Source organism: Nonomuraea sp. NPDC001636, assembly GCF_040298265.1.
Taxonomy (GTDB): Bacteria; Actinomycetota; Actinomycetes; order Streptosporangiales; family Streptosporangiaceae; genus Nonomuraea.
This window is the reverse complement of sequence record NZ_JBEOZT010000009.1, coordinates 139,478-156,263: the sequence shown is the minus strand read 5'-3', so window position 1 is coordinate 156,263 and position 16,786 is coordinate 139,478. Positions and strand designations below refer to the sequence as shown.

Here is a 16,786-nt window from a genome sequence, read left to right as displayed (position 1 = left end):
GCTGGCCGCCCGATCAGCGGCGCGGAGCCCATGTGCGCAGCCGGCCACCCGATCAGGGGTGCGGAGCCCACGTGCGCAGCCGGCCGCACATGCCGAAGGCGCGAGGGCCCGGCGCGGGCGTGGTCCGCACCACGGCGGCCTGCCCGAGATGGGCGGGATCACCACCCGCGATCGCGTCGAGCTGTGCCGCCGTGCGCTCGGTCTCGGCGGCGACGGTCCGGTCCCACAACTCCTTCCACGACGCCACCCGGGGACGCGCGATCGCCGCCGCCAGCCGATGGAAGTCCGCCAGCGCCTGCCCGCCGCGCTCCTCGGCGTCCGCCACCAGCCGCCGGAACCCGGCGACCGCCAGGTCCCTGCGGGCCCGCGCGGCCGCCGCCCGTTCGCCCTCCGAACCGCCCGCCGGCAGCGTCGCCGCGGCGAGGTAGGCGTCGCGGTCGCGCAGGACGTCGGCGGGGAAGGTGAGCACGGCGTCCCCGGCCTCGGGCAGGCCCGCGTTCTGCATGATCACCAGCAGCCGGAGCCCGTCCTCGTTGACCAGGCGGTGGATCGTCCCGGGCGAGAACCACAGGACCGTGCCCGCTTCGAGCCGGTCGCGGGCGAAGCCGGCGGCGCTGAGGGTGTGCACCTCCCCGCGGCCCGCGGTCACGACGTACGCCTCGGTCGAGACCGTGTGCAGGTGCGGCGTGCCGCCGTGCACACCGTCGGCGCACGCCCAGTCGTAGACCGCCAGGTCGCTGATCGAGGTGCCGCCGGGGAACAGCGGGGTCACAACGCGAACTCCGCGCCGAGTTCGTCGAGCTCGGCCCGGTCGCACATGTGGTCGATGAAGACGTAACGGTGCGCGAGTTCGAGGGTGTCGCCGTCGGCCAGGGCGATCTCCTCGTCGAAGGAGGGGGAGGGGCTGATCACGGCGAACGCCTCGGTGCGGACGAACCACTTGATCGGCGCCGGCGCGCTGGAGTGCCCGGCGACGGCCAGCACGGTCCCGCCGCCGTCGATCCCGTCGTGCTGCCCGACCATGGCCAGCCACGGCGCCTCGACGCCCATCATCTCCTCGCCGCCCAGGCCGCCGGCGCCGGTGATCGTGCCGCCGGTCCAGGACCTGGGGCCGCGCCAGAAGTAGCCCGCGTACCCGGCCCCCGGTCGGCCGTGTGTGGTGGGGCTGCCGAAGTCGAGCGTGGCGCCGCGGACGTTGCGCAGCGACGTGGTGAAGTCCAGGGCCCAGATGCCGCGCGCGGTGTCCACGCCGTGGAAGACCTGGCGGCGCTGCTCGGTGATCCAGTGCTCGCCGCGGGCCGAGAGCCAGTGCAGGCTCTCCTCGACCACGACCCGCGTGCCGTCGGAGGTGACGTCGGTGAAGGCGAGGTGGTTGATGTGGCCGTGGTTGTCCTCCCAGTGGTAGTCCCGCTCTGCCGAGAAGGTGGGGCCGCCCCAGAAGTTCTGCCCCGACAGGTGTGCCCAGGTCATCTGCAGGCCCTTGTGCCAGCGGTGGTCGTGCGGCCGGTAGACCGACATGGGCGCGCCCGACAGGCTGCGGATGGGGTGGAGGTAGGGCTTGGGGGACTCGGTGTCGGGAGCGTCCGGCTGGTGCACGTACCGGGCGATCTGCACGTCGCCGGCGGTGATGGACAGGGAGTCGTCCTCTTCGCGGACGGCGAGGGGGGTGTCGAGGGTGGTGCCGGGCATGGTGTCGAGGGGGGTGTCGGGCATGGTGCGGGTCCTTCGGCTGGGAACGGGCGGCGGCGGCCGGCGCGTGGCCGCCGCCGGGGGAGTGCGTGGCCGGACCGCCGCTCCCGGTCTCCCGCCGGCCGGGCCACGACGACTCGCGGGGAGAGACCAAGAGTGATCGATCACTTTTGCTTGATCAAGCTATGCCGACCGCCCCTCGGGGTCAACCCCGTGCCCAGGGCCCATGGCGCCGGGTTCCGGCCGGCTGAAGCGCCGGCTCGGACCTCACGAGATCACGCCGGGAACTAGCGGGCGATCACCTTCACCTCGGGGAACCGCGGGGAACGCCCGTCGAGCAGGGTGCCTTCGCGTCGAAGATGCAGATCGAAGAAGGCCCTGGTGTAGGCGCGGGTGACGGCCACGGAACGCGCCGCAGAAAGCGTCCCGTTCACCGCTCGCAACTGCTCCTTCGACAGGCCCATCACCGCGGCCGCCTGCTCGTACACCACCGGCAGGTCGGTGTAGGAATTGTGCTTGGCGCCGTTGGTCCGCACGTGCAGCCGCCAGCCCTTCAGCCGGGACCAGAAGGCCTTCTGCCCGCGGATGGGCTTGTCGAAGATCTCGGCCTCCATGAGCATGTACGGCTTGGCCAACCCCTTGGCGGCCACCTTGCCGAGGGCGGGGCCGTCCAGGTTCAGCACCGCCTTGATCCGCCGGTCCGCCAGCATCGTCGCGGCGGCCGTCGCGCCTCCGGCGGAATGGCCGAACATCCCGACCCTGCCCAGGTCGAACGCGCCCCGCAGCCCCTCGGGCAGCGTCCGGCGTTCGGCGTCGGGGTTCTGCCCCTTGTTCAGCTCCTTGAGCCGGTCCAGCACGAAGCGCGCGTCGGCCACCCGCACCTTGATCTCGTCGGCCTTCTCCGCCAGCCGGCTCACCGGGACCGGCTTCAGCACGCGGCCGGTGACCGTGCCGTCGGGGAACTCCACCTCGCCGGCGTCGCCCGGATGGTCGATGGTGACCACCATGTAGCCCCAGCTGGCCAGTTCTTCGACCGTGGTGGTGTTCATGGAACGGTCGGCGCCGTTGCCGGGCGAGAACAGGACGACGGGCAGCCCCCGGCCGGCTACGCGGGCCCCTTCGCGGCCATGGGTCAGGGGCAGGCTGACAGCCGCGGGCGACAGGCCGTTGCCGCGGTAGAAGGCCTCGGCGGCGCGAGGCGGCAGCCAGGGCGCGGCGGGGTGGCCGTCCGGACGGCGCGTGGGGTACCACAGGCTGACCATCAGCTCGCGCCGGTCATGCGCCTTGATCCACGGGTCGGCCCTGGAGCCGTCACGCAGGTGCAGGGTGACAGTGCCGATCTCGCGTGGGCCTGTCGGCTGCGGCAGGGTCATGGTGACGGGCTTCGACCTGGCCTGTACGGCGGGTCCGGTGAGCAGGAGGCCGACCGTCGCCGCGGCGGCCAGACCCCGTCGGAGAAGTGCGCGATTCATGACCGCCACGCTAGGGAGGCGCAGCGCGCAAAAACTCCGTACCGGAGATGATTTCGGCACTCATGCGCACGAACGAAGCCGCCGTCCACCTGGAGGGGAGGTCACGGCCGGCTTGGTCTGGACACCGAGGGCACTTCCTGCTAGAAACGGCGGATTTCGTCGAACAGGTGGTGCGGCGGCACCCGGTGCCCGGCCGCGCGACGGTCAGACGGCCTCGGAAGGCTCGGCGGGCTCATCCGGCTCCCCGGGGTCGGCGTCCCGGAGCGCCTCGACCGCCGTGACGGCCTGGGAGACGCGGTCGTGGATCGTCACGAGCTCGACGGTGCCGGTGATCTCCAGCAGCCGGGCCACCGTGGGCTGGAGGCCGGCCAGGTGCACGTCGACGCCGTGCGCGCGGGCCAGCGTGGCGGCGGCGAGCAGGACGGACAGGCCGGAGCTGTCGAGGAACGTCAGCCGGTGCGCGTCGATGATCAGGTGCTCGTCCAGGCTGCGGCGCACCTGGTCGAGGTAGGTCTCCAGGTGGCCGGAGGCGGTGGCGTCGACCTCGCCGGCCACCGTGATCACGGTGATCCCCGGCAGGTAGCTGCTGGCCAGGTGCATCACAACCGCTCCGCGTCATCCGGCAGCCGATCGGGCCGGGCGTGCGCGGTCGCGCCGACGGCCTCCTCCACGCAGGCGTGGATGTGCAGCGTGTCCCACACCCCGGTGATCTGCAGGATGCGGGCCGGGATGTCCCGCACGGCGGCCAGGCGCAGGCTCCCGCCCGTGTCGTGGACGTCGTCGTGCGCCCGCAGCAGCACGTGCAGGCCGCTGCTGTCCATGAAGGTCAGCTCGCCCAGGTCGAGGATCACGGACCGGCCGGGGCGGTGGGCGTCGCGGATGGCGGACTCCAGGCGATCGGCGTTGGTGGCGTCGAGCTCACCGGAAACCGTGACCAGCGCGCCGGCCGGAACCGGCCGGCAGCTCATGCTGAGCACGGACATGGCGGCCTGGTGGCGGCGCTCGGCGCGACGGCAAGGTACGTCTGGGTGACGGACATCTGTTGTTCCCCAAGTGGGCCTGGCCGGTAGGGACGGCGTCGGGGCCGCCCCACGACCCAAGGTTAGGGGCGAAGAGGGTTGCAGGAAAGAGCTTTCGTCATAGGATCTTCAGGTAAGCATTCTCGTCCGCCCCGCGGATCCGGGACGTCCAGGTAGAAAGCGTCAGAGGCTGTGCCCGACCCTGAAGACCATCCGGCGACGTGGACGTTCCTGACCCATCACGCCCGCGTGCTGGTGGAGATCGCCCGCGACCCCGACGCACGGCTGCGCGACATCGCCGCCCGCATCGGCGTCACCGAACGCACCGTGCAGAACATCGTCTCCGACCTCTACCAGGCCGGCTACCTGACCCGCGAGCGGATCGGCCGCCGCAACCGCTACAGCCTCGACCTCGACCGGCAGTTCCGCTACCCGACCGAGGCCGGGCTGCCCGTCCGCCTGCTGATCGACATGTTCACCGCCCGAGACCTGCCCACCGGCGACGGCTGACCCGCCGCGGCCGGACCGGGCGCACTCGCCCAGGGCCGCTAAGCTGCGCGTATGGCGCGGATTCTCCTCCTGCACTCGATGTACGGCCTGCGGCCCGCCGTCCACCAGGCCGCCGACAGGCTCCGGGGGGCGGGGCACGAGGTGCACGTCCCCGACCTCTACGACGGCCGCGTCGTCGACACGCCCGAGGAGGGCATCGCCATCAAGGAGGAGATCGGCAGCGAGGAGCTGCTGAAGCGGGCCATCACGGCGGCGGCCCCGCTGTCCGGCGACGGCCTGGTCTACGCCGGCTTCTCCCTCGGCGCGGCCATCGCCCAGAACCTCGCGCTGGGCGACGAGCGTTCCCGGGGGCTGCTGCTCATGCACGGCACCTCCGACATGGCCGAGGGCGCCGTCGCCGACGACCTGCCGGTGCAACTGCACGTCGCCGACCCCGACTTCTACGAGCCGGTCGACTGGCTCAACGCCTGGTACCTCCAGATGCGCCGGGCGCGGGCCGACGTCGAGGTCTTCCGCTACCCGGGGGTCGGCCACCTGTTCACCGACCCCGGCCTGCCCGACCACGACGCCCCGGCCGCCGAACGCGCCTGGGCGGTCGCCCTCGACTTCGTCGCCGGCCTCTGACGCCTGCCCCGGCCCGGGTACGACCCAGGCCGCCCCGGGTAGGGGCCGGGGATGAGGTTCGGGAACTGGGAAGTGCGACCGCTGGGCGGCTGGCCGGGCTGCCTGGCGATGATCCTGATCTCGCTGCTGCTGTCGGCCGTGCTCACGGTCGCCGTCAACTGGCTGCTGCGCTGACCGCCCCCGTGCGGACGTCAGGCCAGCGGGGTGACGTCGAGCCGTCCGCCGTCGCACACCTGGCCGGCGTCGAAGGGCACGTTCAGGTACGAGCGCTCGTCCGGCGGGATGACCAGCAGGCGGGCGGGGCTCGGACAGGCCGTCTCGTCGCCGGTCTCGACGACCGTCCAGTGCAGCGTGGTGCGGGCCCTGCCGCCCGGCTTGACCGTCACCCGGTGCTTGGGGCCGGCGGTGCGGCGGACGCGGGTGCGCAGGGTGTCGCCCTGCTTGTCGATCATGATCAGGCCGGGGTGGCCGTACAGGGTGCAGGCGGTTCGTGAGCTGTTGGTGAACACCAGCGGCGCGTTCCTGTTGCCCGCGCCGGCGTCGATCGTGCCCAGGCGCACCTGGAGCTGGGCGGCCGAGCAGCGGCGGACGGGGGCGGACTCGCCGGCCAGCGCCGGCGCGGCCCCGCCCGCCAGCAGCAGCCCGGCCACGAGCGTGGCGGTGGTGAAGCGTCTCATGTGGTGTTCGACGCAGGAACCGCGGTGAAAGTTACGCCCGGCCGTCAACTCGTCCGTGAACCAGCGTCAGGACGACGGCGGAGGCGAGGTAGGCGGCGCCGAACCACAGCCGGTGCCGGGGCGTCCGGGAACCAGAACGGAGGGGGTCCGGTGGGACCCCCTCCGCTCCGGCCCTCAGTCACCCCCCGGGTACGTGGGGCACCGGGCGGACCGTCATCCGATCCGCTGCCACAGAGCCGGTACGACGTCGGGCGTCCAGTCCGGCTGCGAGGTGTGGGCGATCACGCAGCGGTAGCGGACACCCTGGTAGGTGACCTCGTCGCCGGCGTTGTAGGCGTGCCATTCCTGCCAGGTGTCACCGGTGCCGCCGCCGTTCACCGTCAGCGAGAACGACGTGCCGTGGCTGGCGGAGCCGTTCGCGTTGAGGGTGATCGTGTACGTCTGCGCCGGCGTGCTGGCCGACGTGGTCACCGTCACCGTGGACGACTCGCCCGAGTTGATGGACGACGGGCTGAAGGTCACGGTCGCGCCCGGCGGCACGCCGTCGGCCGCCAGCGTGAGCGGGATCGGCCGGCCGGTGGTGACCTGCGTGCTCAGCGTGGTGGTCGCCGTCGCGCCCGCCGTGACGGTGGCCGACGACGGGGTGGCGGCGACGGTGAAGTCGCCCGCCGGCGTGCCGCCGGTGACCGTGAGCGCGTAGCTCGCCGTCTGCGTCTGGGCCGTACCGGTGGCCGTCACCGTGATCGGGTACGTGCCGTTCTTCGCCGTCGAGGCCACCGTGAAGGTCAGCCTGGACGACTGGCCCGACTGGATCGTGGCCGGGTCGAAGGCCGCGGTGACGCCGCTCGGCAGCTTGGCCGCCGACAGCGTGACCTGCTGCGGCTGCCCGCCGGTCGTCGCCGTGTTCACCGTGGTGGCCACGGTGCCGCCGGCCGTCGCGGTGCCCGCCTCCGGGTCGAGCCGGACGGAGAACGCGTCCGGGTCACCGGGCCGGGAGACGGTCAGGGTGTAGTTCTGCGTCTGCGTCTGGGCCGTGCCCTGGGCGATCACCTGGACGGTGTACGTCCCGGCCGGCACGGAGGACGCCGTCGCGAGCGTCAGCGCCGACGACTGGCCCGACTGGATGGTGGCCGGGTTGAACTGGGCGGTCACGCCCGCCGGGAGCGTGCCCGTCCTGAGCTGGATCTGCTGGGCGTTGCCGCTCGTGGTCGTGGTGGTCAGCGTCGAGGCGGTGCTGCCGCCCGCGTCCACGGACCCCGACGTGGGGCTGAGCGTCAGCGAGAACTGGTCGGGGATCGGCCGGTTGACGGTGAGCGAGTAGTTCTGCGTCTGCGTCTGGGCCGTGCCCTGCGCGGTCACCTGGACGGTGTACGTCCCGGGAGCCGCGTTCGCCGCCACGTTGAGGGTCAGCGTGGACGACTGGCCCGACTGGATGGTGGCCGGGTTGAACTGGGCGGTCACGCCGGCCGGCAGGGTGCCCGTCCTGAGCTGGATCTGCTGGGCGTTGCCGCCGGTCGTCACCGTGCTCAGGGTCGTGACGGCCGAGCCGCCCGGGTCGGCCGCGCCGGAGCCGGGGCTCACCTGCAGCGAGAAGGTGTCCGGATTGGCCACGCAGGTCGGGTCGCTGGTGCCCCGGACGCTCACCGCGTCCCAGGCCGACTTGACCGCGTTGAACTCCACGCAGCTGTTCGGGAACAGCGCCTTGGCGGCGTTGAGCGAGGCCACCCGCGCCTTGGCGTGGGTCCACGGCTGCGTCTTGGCCTGCAGCGTGCCCATGAAGATCTTGCCGGCCTTCTGGATGCCGATCCCGGTCACCGAGGACGGTCCGCCGGAGCAGATCGGGCTGGAGGGCTTGCCGCCGCCGGGGTTGTTGCCCTCGGCCAGCAGGTAGAACCAGTGGTTCTGGGGCCCGGCCGCCGCGTGCACCTCGGTGTTGGGGATCGAGGAGCTGTAGCAGTTGGGGTCGCCGACCTGGGACGGGTTGTACATGTACCGGATCGGGCCGTTCCCGACGAGGTTCACCTCTTCGCCCACCTGGTAGTCCGGCGGGTCGTTCGGGTTGTTGGCGTAGGCCTCGGTCAGCGCGCCGAAGATGTCGCCCGTGGACTCGTTCAGGCCGCCGACCTCGTTGTTGCCGGTGTCGCCGCCGGGGGTGTTGGTGAAGACGGAGTGGCCGAACTCGTGGCCGACGACGTCCATCGGGGTGGCCTGCTGGTTGCCGGCCTGGTTGTGGCCGAAGGTGGTGTACGAGCCGTTCCAGAACGCGTTGACGTCGTTCAGCCCGACGCGGATGGGGAACGAGCGGCCCGTCCCGCTGTGGCCGTTGCGGCCCAGCCAGTCGCGCAGCATGTTCCATTCCATCTGGGCGGCGTACAGCGCGTCCACGCAGGCCGTCTCCAGGTCGGTGCCCGAGCCGTTGCCCCACGAGTCGCTGCTCTTGGTGTAGGCCGACCCGTTCTGGCCGCCGCACTGGAGGCCCGGCCTGGTGCTGTCCACCATCCGGTACGAGCCGGTGGAGCCGCTGGTGTCGATCGTCACCGTGCCGTCGTAGAAGCCGCGGCCGGTGCCCTCGTGCACCTTGTCGAACTTGTCGATCAGCGAGCCGGAGCGCGCGTCCACGAACACGTCGAGGATGCTGGGCCTGCCGGTGGCCGTCCGCCCGGTGACCTGGACCCGCCAGGCCAGCTTGGGGGTGGCGCTGGTGGCGTGCACGACCAGCTTCGCCGTGGTCACCTCGTCCACCTGCGGCAGGAGGGCTCTGGCGGTGGCCGTCGCCTGCCTGGCCGGGACCGAGGGCTCGGTGCCGACCTTGATCTTCGCGGTCTGGCCGGTGACCACCTGCTGGATCACCTGGCCGGCCCGGTCGGTGCCCACGACGACCTCGCCGCCGTAGACGGGCAGGCCCTTGTACGTACGTTCGTAGGTCAGATATTGCAGGCCGTAGGTGCCGGCGACGTTGGACGAGAGAGTGAAGGCGTCGCCGGAGCCCTTGTGCAGGCGTTCGGCTCCGGCGGCGAGTGCCGCGTCGGCGTTCACTTTCGCGCGGTCGCGCGATTTGGCGTCCGCCGGCGCGAACGCCGGGGGATCGGTCCTGGCGACGGTGGTCGCCGCGGTGGATAACTGCGCCTTCGAGGTGGCGCCGGCGGCGCCTGTCATCGAGGCGGTAAGGGCCGCCGCCGCCAATACGGCGATCGTGCCCGACTTGAACGTGCTGTTCACTCTGGGTGACTCCTCTCACATGTCCCCGGGGGTGTGGGGATCGAAGGAGCCCTTTGGCTGGGGCTTGCTTAAAGTTGTCACCCAGGGTGGTCAGGCGAACAGCTCACAAATTTCCATAACGCCACGGTATGCCGGGGGCACCGGCAGATCCGGCTCCACAAATCCTTGATCTTCAGCAAATGGACGCTGATATCCTCCGAAAAAGGGCGGGCTCGAAGGGCGGGGAGAGCGCACGTGCGGCACGCACCGGAGCAGGCAGACCGGATCCGCGCCTGGGAGCGCGTCGCGCTCGACGCACCCGGCCTGAAGATCGAGCCACCGCGCCCGGTGCCCGAGCCGGCCCTGTGGCCGAGGGACGCGGCCCGATGAGCGACCCGACGAGCGACCCGGGCACCGGCGACCCGGGTACCGGCCCCGCGAGCGGCCCCGCGAGCGGCGCTGAGCGGGCGGACCTCGTCCTCGGACGGCGTCTCGGGCAGGGCGGCCGGGGCACGGTCCACGAGGTGCCCGGCCGTCGGATCAACGGCCAGTTCGAGGTCGTCTACAAGGAGTACGACCCCGCCGTCCTGGCGGGCCTCGACGCGGGCGTCCTCACCGAGATGGCCGGGCTGATCGGCCGGCTGTCCGGATGGGACGCGGCCTGGTTGTGCGACAAGGCCGCCTGGCCCGCCGAGATCGTCCAGTCCGGCGGCGAGGTTCGCGGCTTCCTCATGCGGTCGGCGCCTCACCGGTTCTCCTTCGACCTGCGGACGCCGTCGGGAACCGAGCGCCGCCCGGCCACGATGGACCTCCTGCTCGACGACGACGCCCACGACCCTGCCCAGGTCGATGCCCACGACCCTGCCCACGCCGGCGCCGACGACCCCGCCCACGTCGGCGCTCACTCGGGCGCCCATGACGGCGCCCATGACGGCGCTCACGGGGGCGCCCATGGCGGTGACATCGGCCAGCGGGTCGGCGATCGCGACCGTCTGCTGTTGCTGGCCGACCTGGCCGACACGCTCGCCCGCCTGCACACGATGGACATCGTCGTCGGCGACCTGGCGCCCGAGCACCTGCTGTTCGCCACGGAGGGCTCCCCGGAGTGCTTCCTCATCGGCTGCGACGCAATGCGGCTCGCCGGGGCGGCGGCGTTACCCCAGGTGGAGACGTCCGGGTGGGAGATTCCCGCCGACGAGCCCGAGGGCACGCCGCAGGGTGACGCCTACAGGTTCGCGCTGCTGGCCGTACGGCTCCTGGCCCGCGACCGGACCTCCACGGACCCCGGCCGGCTGGCCGCGGTCGTCCCCGCGGCGGCCGACCTCGCGGCGGCGGCGCTCCACGGGCCCGCGGACGAGCGGCCGCGTCCGGAGCGGTGGGCGCAGGAACTGCGGCAGGCCGCCTCGTCGGCCACGACCACGACCATGACCACGACCACGCCCACCCACGCACCGCCCCCACCACCCCCGCTCCTGCCACCACCTCCGCCGTCACCTCCACTGGTGCCATCGCCATCACCCCCGCCGACGTCACCTTCGCTGCTGCCACCGGCACCGCCGCAGGGCCCACCGGCACCATCGCAGGGCCCACCGCTCCTGCCACCGCCGTCCCCCTCACTCCTGTCACCGGCACCGCCGCAGGGGCCGCCGCTTGGGCCGCCGCCGTCACCCTCGTCACCTTCGCTGCAGCCACCGGCACCATCGCAGGGGCCACCGCTGCTGCCGCCGACGTCACCTTCGCTGCCACCGCAAGGGCCTCCGAGGCCGCCTTTTCCCAGGCCCGCGGGGCCGTCCCCGTCCGGCGGTGGTCTCAGTACGGGGATGAAGGTCGGTCTGGGGGCCGGCGTGGGAGTGGTCGGTGTGGCGCTCGCCGTGGCGGCCGCGGTGTTCGTGGTCTCGGTGGTGAAGGATCTCGGCCCGGAGCGGGGTGACAGCAGGCTGACCGCGGCGTCCTCCGGCTCGCCGGACGCGGTCGCCCCCACACCGTCGCCGTCCTCCGCTACTCCGTGGCCCAGCGAACAGCCCACCGAGACACCCACCGAAACGCCCACTGAGACGCCCACGCTCGAACCGCCCACCGAGGAGCCGCTCGACCCGGGTGACCTCGACCGTCAGGACACCGACCCGATCCCGCTCACGCCGAGCGCCCTGCTTCCCAGTTCCTTCACCACGGCCAAGGGCGTGCGCTACACCCTCCGGTCGAGCGGCGTGGACAAGTGCCCGGACGCCTACCACGCGGCCAACGTCCGCTCGGTCCTGCGCAAGGCGCACTGCTCCAGGATGGTCAAGGGCTCGTACGTGAACCCGGGCGCACCCGGGAACAAGCGCATCATGGTCTCGGTGTGGGTCGTGCCGCTGAAGAACGACGGCCGGGCCGACACCGCGTACGCGCGGCTCGACGACGCCTACGCCGACGCCTGGGGGATCGTCTGCCCCAGGAAGGGCCCCGGCTCGGGGCTGTGCCACTCGACGAGCTGGAGCAGGGCCCAGACCTGGGGATGGGTCGGGTACACCCACCGTTACCTGCTGCACACCATGGCCGTCTACACCAACCGCGCCAACTCCACCAGCACCCGGCCGTGGCTCAAGGACGCCTCCAAGGCCGCGTACAAGGCGATCGGCCCCAAGGTCTACCAGGACACGAACTGACCCCGCCGCCGGACGTCAGTCGCGGCGGTTCAGCGCTGAGTGGCGGCGCCCGTAGGCGAAGTAGATCACCAGCCCGATCAGGAACCACACGACGAACCTGAGCCAGGTCAGCGGCTCCAGGAACGTGATCAGCCAGAGGGAGAAGAGCACCCCGATCGCCGGCACCACCGGCATGCCCGGCATGCGGAAGCCGCGCGGCAGGTCGGGACGCCGGTAGCGGAGCACGATCACCGCCGCGCAGACCACCACGAAGGCCAGCAGGATGCCGATGTTGGTCAGCTCCGCCGCCTCCCTGATCGGCAGGAACCCGGCGATGAGCGCGGAGCCGACGCCGACGATCCAGGTGACCCTGGACGGCACGTGCCGTACGGGGTGGAGTTTGGCGAACCAGGAGGGCAGCAGCCCGTCCCGGCTCATCGCGAACCACACGCGGGTGACGCCCAGCATGAACGTGAACATGACGGTCAGGATGCCGACGATGGCGCCGACCGCGATGACGCCGGCCAGCCCGGACAGCCCGACGGAGGCGAACGCCGAGGAGAAGCCGCTCTCGGGGTCGATGTCCTGGTAGTTCTGCATGCCGGTGAGCACGAGGCAGGCCAGCACGTACAGGACCATCGAGATGGCCAGGGAGTAGAGGATGGCCTTGGGCATGTGCCGCTGGGCGTCCTTCGACTCCTCTGCCGCCGTGCTCATGGCGTCGTAGCCGAAGACGGCGAAGAACACGGTGGCCGCGCCGGTCACGGCCCCGCCGAACCCGTAGGGGAAGAAGGGCGTGTAGTTGGCGGTCTCGATGTAGAAGAAGCCGACCACGATCACCAGCAGCACCACCGCGACCTTGATCGCGACGACGAACGTCTCGAACCGGGCGGCCGACCGCATGCCGAGGTTGAGCAGGAACGCGATGAACAGGCACAGGATCCCGGCGAACAGGTCCACGACGTGTCCGGGTCCGGTGCCCGGCGCGCCGAGCATCCAGGCGGGCAGGTCGATGCCGAGCTGGCCGACGAGGAAGCCGAAGTAGCCCGAGATGCCGATCGCCACGACCGCGACGATGGCGGTGTACTCCAGCAGCAGGTCCCAGCCGATGAACCAGCCGACGATCTCGCCGAGCACCGCGTAGCCGTACGTGTAGGCCGATCCGGCCTTCGGGATCATGCCGGTGAACTCGGCGTAGGAGAACGCGGCGGCGGCGCTGGCGATGCCGGCGATCAGGAAGGAGATCACGACGGCGGGCCCGGCGGTCTGGTTGGCGACGGCGCCGGCCAGCGCGAAGATGCCGGCGCCGATGATGCCGCCCACCCCGATCGCGGTGAGCTGCCAGAGGCCGAGCACGCGGTTGAGCTCGCCCTCGTGCTCGGTGGCGATCTGTTCTACCGGTTTGCGACGGAATATCCCGGACCCGCCGCCGAAGCCTCGCGCAGACGTCATGGCGGGGTCCTGCCCTGACAGGAAGCCCGCCATGCGCATGACGGCGGAAGTCGGACGAACCGGCTCGAAGGAGCCGGTCCGTCCGCTTGCTAGCCGGCGCGTCCCACGGTGACCTGGGCGCGGGTCTCGGTGGCGTTGCCCGCGCGGTCCACCGCCCGGTACGTGATCGTGTAGACCCGGTCCTGGCCGCCGTCCCGCTCGGCGCGCAGGGCGAAGGACGTGTCGGCGGTGCCGGGGGCGGCCTCGCGCACGTCGTCCTGGGCGTTGCCCTGGGAGCTGGTGATCGAGACCAGGGTGACGGTGACGGGCCCGGCGTCGGACGCCTTCAGCGCCACCTCCACCGGCACCAGCCTGCGGTTCGGCGGCCACAGCCGGGCGGGGTCCGGCGTGACGGTCAGGGCAGGGGCCGTCGCGTCGATCCGGACGGTGACCGACTTCGGCTCCTCGACGTTGCCGGCCTGGTCGGCGCTGCGGAAGGCCAGCACGCTCTCCCCTTCGCGGTCCACCCGGACGGGGGACGTGTAGGGCTGCCAGGAGCCGTCGCCGAGCCGGTACTCGGTGCGCGCCACGCCGGAGCCCGTGTCGGCGGCGGTCAGGACCACGTCCACGGGCCCGTCCGCCCAGCCGGCGGGCACCCCGGACGCGGTCGTCACCGGAGGCTCGCCGTCCTCGTTCGCGGGCGCAGAGTGGATCTTGAAGCCGTCCACGATGAAGTACGAGCCGTCCTTCTTGACGCCCTTGAGCGTGTGCGGGCCGGGCGCCAGCCCGGTCCTGGTGTAGACGACCTTCTGGTACTCCCGGGTCGGGTTGCCGTTGTCGATGGTGGCGTCGAGCTTGCCGTCCAGGTAGAGGTCGACCTTGCCCTCGTCGGAGTTGACCTGGGCGATGTACTCCACGCCGGTGCCGTGGAAGGCCAGCTCGAAGGAGTCGCCGTCGGTCTGGGTGGCGTGCAGGTCGTCGAGGGTCGAGCCGCCGCCGCCGCGCCGGTCGTTCTTCCAGTCCCAGCCCTCGCCGGTGTAGGTGACGCCGGAGACGTTGTCGATGGTCTCCACGCCGTACGCCTTGGTCAGGCTCAGCTCGGTCAGCGCCTGCGCGCGCCAGACCTTCAGCGGCACCGGACGCCCGGCGGGCGTGCGGTTGTAGACCTTCCAGAAGCTGTCGCGGCCGGTGACCTTGGTCCCCGCGATCTCCCTGATCACGTCGCCGGTGCGCAGCCCCTGCCCGTGGGCGTGGGACCCGGCCGGGACGGCGGCCAGGAACAGGCCGTCGTAGTCGGTGAGCCCGACCGAGGACTTCACCTCGTCGCTGTGGACCTCGGTGGCCGTCGCGCCCATGAGCGGCTCGGCCAGGTTGCCGATCGTCATGCCGGTCTCGGGCGCACGCCAGGTGAGCGGCGGCGGCGTGGGCGAGCCGGGCTTGCCGAACCCGGTCATCGGGAACGGCTGGAAGCCCAGTGCGAGGGCGGGGGAGCCGGCCTTGAGCGTGTAGTCGAGCTTGGCCGGGTCGGCGTACGGGCTCTGCCCCTCGAACAGCGGGTCGGCGACCACCGAGCGGGTGTCGAGCCCGCGGGCCCGCCAGGCGGCGGTGATGTCGGCGACCGGCTTGCCGTTGTTCCAGAACAGGTTGTCGTCGTAGACGGTCCCGGAGGTGGACGGGTCGCTCTGGATGAAGTCGTAGGGGTCGTCGGTGACGAAGATGTTCTTCTCGACGACGTCGCCGTTGGCGGCGTAGGAGACGTGGAAGTGGCCGCCGCCGTTGACGAAGATGTTGCCGCGCACGGTCCTGAAGAAGCCCTCACGCAGCTTCACCCCGCCGTTGAGCAGCAGGTTCCCGGTGACCTCGTAGTTGGAGGAGCCGTCGTCGAGGTCGACGTCCCAGTGCGAGGAGTGCCGGATCCGGTTGTGCCGGATCTTCGTCGTCTCCGTCGCGTCCAGCTTGGCGTACGCCTTCTTCTGGGCGTCGCCGGCGGTCAGCGGCCAGAAGCGGTCGCGGCCCCAGCTGTTGATCGGCCCGTGGTCGGAGGTCTCCTTCACGCAGTCGAAGATGTCGTTGTCCTCGATGACGTGGCCGCCCCAGGTGCCGTCGTTGATGTCGACGCAGGCGCGCGGGCCGTCGTGCACGGTGTTGCCGGACACCGTCACCCGGCGGCTCATCGAGATCTGCACGCCCGAGCTCTGCTTCTCGAACCGGCCGTTGCGGGTCATGTGGTTGCCGCTGATGGTGATGTCGCGCGGGTAGTCCTCGGTCTTCGGGCCCGGGGTGGTGTCGGTGATCGTGCGCCGCATGTCGTCCCAGGTGGACGGCTCGCGGACGGCCGCCGGCGAGCCGACGACCGCGACGTCGCTGGCCCCCGACTCGCGAAACTCGCCGCCGGAGACGACGTTGCCCTCGGCGTACCCGTCCATGAAGACGGCGTTGCCGCCGACCTGGTCGAACCGGGCGTCGCGGATGGCGACCCGCTGGGTGTTGCGCAGGTAGACCGCGCCGGCGCGGACGATGGCCCAGTCGCCGAGCTGCAGTTTCTCGTACGGGCGGCTGAACAGCGTGCGGTGGGTCTGGGTGAAGGTGAACCCGGTGAAGGTGAGGTCGCGCACCGGCGCGGAGGGCGAGTCGCCGACGACCCGCACGAGCTCCTCGCGTTCGGCGGTCTCGACGCGGGCCTTGGCCGGGTCGAGGCCCGCGGGCGGCTGGAGGTAGAGGCGGCCGGCGTCCTTGTCGTAGAACCACTCGCCGGGGGCGTCCAGCTCCTCCAGGACGTTCTCGACCATGCGCTTCTGCGGATGCAGGCCGTCGCCCCTGTTGTTGTCGCCGACCCACTTCAGGATCGGGACGCCGCCGTCGCCGACGCCGGTCACCTTGAAGGAGTTCCCGCCCCATTCGCCCTGGTGCAGCCCGCGGACCAGCGCGGTCGTGGGGTTCTTCCAGCGGGCCACCCGAGCGGGCGAGATCGCGTCGGCGGCGTATCCGTCGAGCACGGCCTCCTTGGGATCGACGTTCGGGTAGCGGGCCAGGACCTGCCGGGTGCCGTCGAGGAAGAGCTCGTCGAAGTCGAGGCCCGCGCCGATGTCGGCCACCAGGGTCGCGCCCTGGTACGGGGTCCAGGCGGGGGTCAGCCGGCGTCCGCCGCTGAGCACGACCTGCTCGCCGGCGGCCGCCTCGTAGACGGCCCCGGAGTCGGCGGGGGTGAAGGTGAGGGGCTCGGCGAGGTGGTAGACGCCGCCGCGGACCCGTACCCGGGGCGGCTCGGGCGCGGTGGGCAGGACCGCGCGCACCGCGCGCTGGGCACGCTCGATCGTACGGAACGGCGCCGCCTCGGTGCCGGCGGCGCCGTCGTCGCCGTCGGGGGAGACGTGGAAGACGGTGCCGGCCGCCTGGGCGGAGGCGGGGGAGAGAGCGGTCAGTCCGGTCGCGGCGAGAGTCGCCGCGAGGAGCAGCCGCCAGGGCTTGCCATGGCGCACAAGGGCCTCCAGTCGGGGGATGGCCCTCATTGTGGCCAACCCCTCAGACGAAGGCGATCA

Annotated in this window: 14 protein-coding genes; 5 read left to right on the top strand and 9 right to left on the bottom strand. The window is 71.9% G+C overall.

Features of this window, described 5'->3' with window-relative positions:
* Positions 1-52: 52 nt before the first annotated feature.
* From ABT158_RS19450 to ABT158_RS19430, 5 genes are all read right to left on the bottom strand, one after another.
* Positions 53-772, bottom strand: a complete 720-nt coding sequence (locus ABT158_RS19450) for a cupin domain-containing protein (RefSeq protein WP_352355101.1) — start codon at positions 770-772, stop codon at positions 53-55.
* Positions 769-1,713 carry a DUF6807 domain-containing protein gene (locus tag ABT158_RS19445; protein WP_352355099.1) on the bottom strand — a complete coding sequence of 315 codons (945 nt, stop codon included), beginning with the start codon at positions 1,711-1,713 and terminating at the stop codon, positions 769-771. Before ABT158_RS19445 ends, ABT158_RS19450 begins: the two co-directional genes overlap by 4 nt.
* A gap of 263 nt (positions 1,714-1,976) precedes the next feature.
* A complete protein-coding gene (locus ABT158_RS19440) occupies positions 1,977-3,161 on the bottom strand; it encodes an alpha/beta hydrolase family protein (RefSeq protein WP_352355097.1) in 1,185 nt (394 codons plus the stop codon).
* A gap of 204 nt (positions 3,162-3,365) precedes the next feature.
* Positions 3,366-3,761 carry an STAS domain-containing protein gene (locus tag ABT158_RS19435; RefSeq protein ID WP_352355095.1) on the bottom strand — a complete coding sequence of 132 codons (396 nt, stop codon included), beginning with the start codon at positions 3,759-3,761 and terminating at the stop codon, positions 3,366-3,368.
* Positions 3,761-4,144, bottom strand: coding sequence for an STAS domain-containing protein (locus tag ABT158_RS19430; RefSeq protein ID WP_352355093.1), 384 nt, complete (start codon positions 4,142-4,144; stop codon positions 3,761-3,763). Before ABT158_RS19430 ends, ABT158_RS19435 begins: the two co-directional genes overlap by 1 nt.
* A 228-nt stretch (positions 4,145-4,372) precedes the next feature.
* Between ABT158_RS19430 and ABT158_RS19425 the strand changes: the two genes are divergently transcribed.
* Genes ABT158_RS19425 through ABT158_RS19415 form a run of 3 tightly spaced genes read left to right on the top strand, consistent with a single transcriptional unit; the run spans position 4,373 to position 5,488 of the window.
* Positions 4,373-4,690 (top strand): helix-turn-helix transcriptional regulator, encoded by a 318-nt coding sequence (locus tag ABT158_RS19425; RefSeq protein WP_352355091.1) that lies wholly within the window; start codon positions 4,373-4,375, stop codon positions 4,688-4,690.
* Positions 4,691-4,741: 51 nt separating this feature from the next.
* Entirely contained in the window at positions 4,742-5,314 is a 573-nt protein-coding gene (locus tag ABT158_RS19420) for a dienelactone hydrolase family protein (protein WP_352355089.1), read from the top strand.
* A gap of 51 nt (positions 5,315-5,365) precedes the next feature.
* The gene (locus ABT158_RS19415; RefSeq protein ID WP_352355087.1) at positions 5,366-5,488 is read left to right on the top strand and encodes a hypothetical protein; all 123 of its coding nucleotides are present in this window, start codon (positions 5,366-5,368) and stop codon (positions 5,486-5,488) included.
* A 17-nt stretch (positions 5,489-5,505) separates the two neighbouring features.
* Here the strand turns inward: ABT158_RS19415 and ABT158_RS19410 are convergent, their stop codons facing one another.
* Both ABT158_RS19410 and ABT158_RS19405 read right to left on the bottom strand, forming a co-directional pair.
* Entirely contained in the window at positions 5,506-5,991 is a 486-nt protein-coding gene (locus tag ABT158_RS19410; RefSeq protein WP_352355085.1) for a DUF4232 domain-containing protein, read from the bottom strand.
* 213 nt (positions 5,992-6,204) lie between these two features.
* Complete coding sequence (locus tag ABT158_RS19405; protein ID WP_352355083.1) at positions 6,205-9,210, bottom strand: M4 family metallopeptidase; 3,006 nt, start codon at positions 9,208-9,210, stop codon at positions 6,205-6,207.
* Between the two features lie 234 nt (positions 9,211-9,444).
* On the opposite strand from ABT158_RS19405, the gene ABT158_RS19400 reads away from it, so the two are divergent.
* Positions 9,445-9,579, top strand: coding sequence for a hypothetical protein (locus ABT158_RS19400; protein WP_352355081.1), 135 nt, complete (start codon positions 9,445-9,447; stop codon positions 9,577-9,579).
* On the top strand, positions 9,576-11,837 hold the full coding sequence (locus ABT158_RS19395; RefSeq protein ID WP_352355079.1) for a hypothetical protein: 2,262 nt from the start codon (positions 9,576-9,578) through the stop codon (positions 11,835-11,837). Before ABT158_RS19400 ends, ABT158_RS19395 begins: the two co-directional genes overlap by 4 nt.
* Positions 11,838-11,852: 15 nt before the next feature.
* Here the strand turns inward: ABT158_RS19395 and ABT158_RS19390 are convergent, their stop codons facing one another.
* Both ABT158_RS19390 and ABT158_RS19385 read right to left on the bottom strand, forming a co-directional pair.
* On the bottom strand, positions 11,853-13,268 hold the full coding sequence (locus tag ABT158_RS19390; protein WP_352355077.1) for an amino acid permease: 1,416 nt from the start codon (positions 13,266-13,268) through the stop codon (positions 11,853-11,855).
* An 89-nt stretch (positions 13,269-13,357) separates the two neighbouring features.
* Positions 13,358-16,726, bottom strand: a complete 3,369-nt coding sequence (locus ABT158_RS19385; protein WP_352355075.1) for an OmpL47-type beta-barrel domain-containing protein — start codon at positions 16,724-16,726, stop codon at positions 13,358-13,360.
* Between the last annotated feature and the right edge of the window lie 60 nt (positions 16,727-16,786).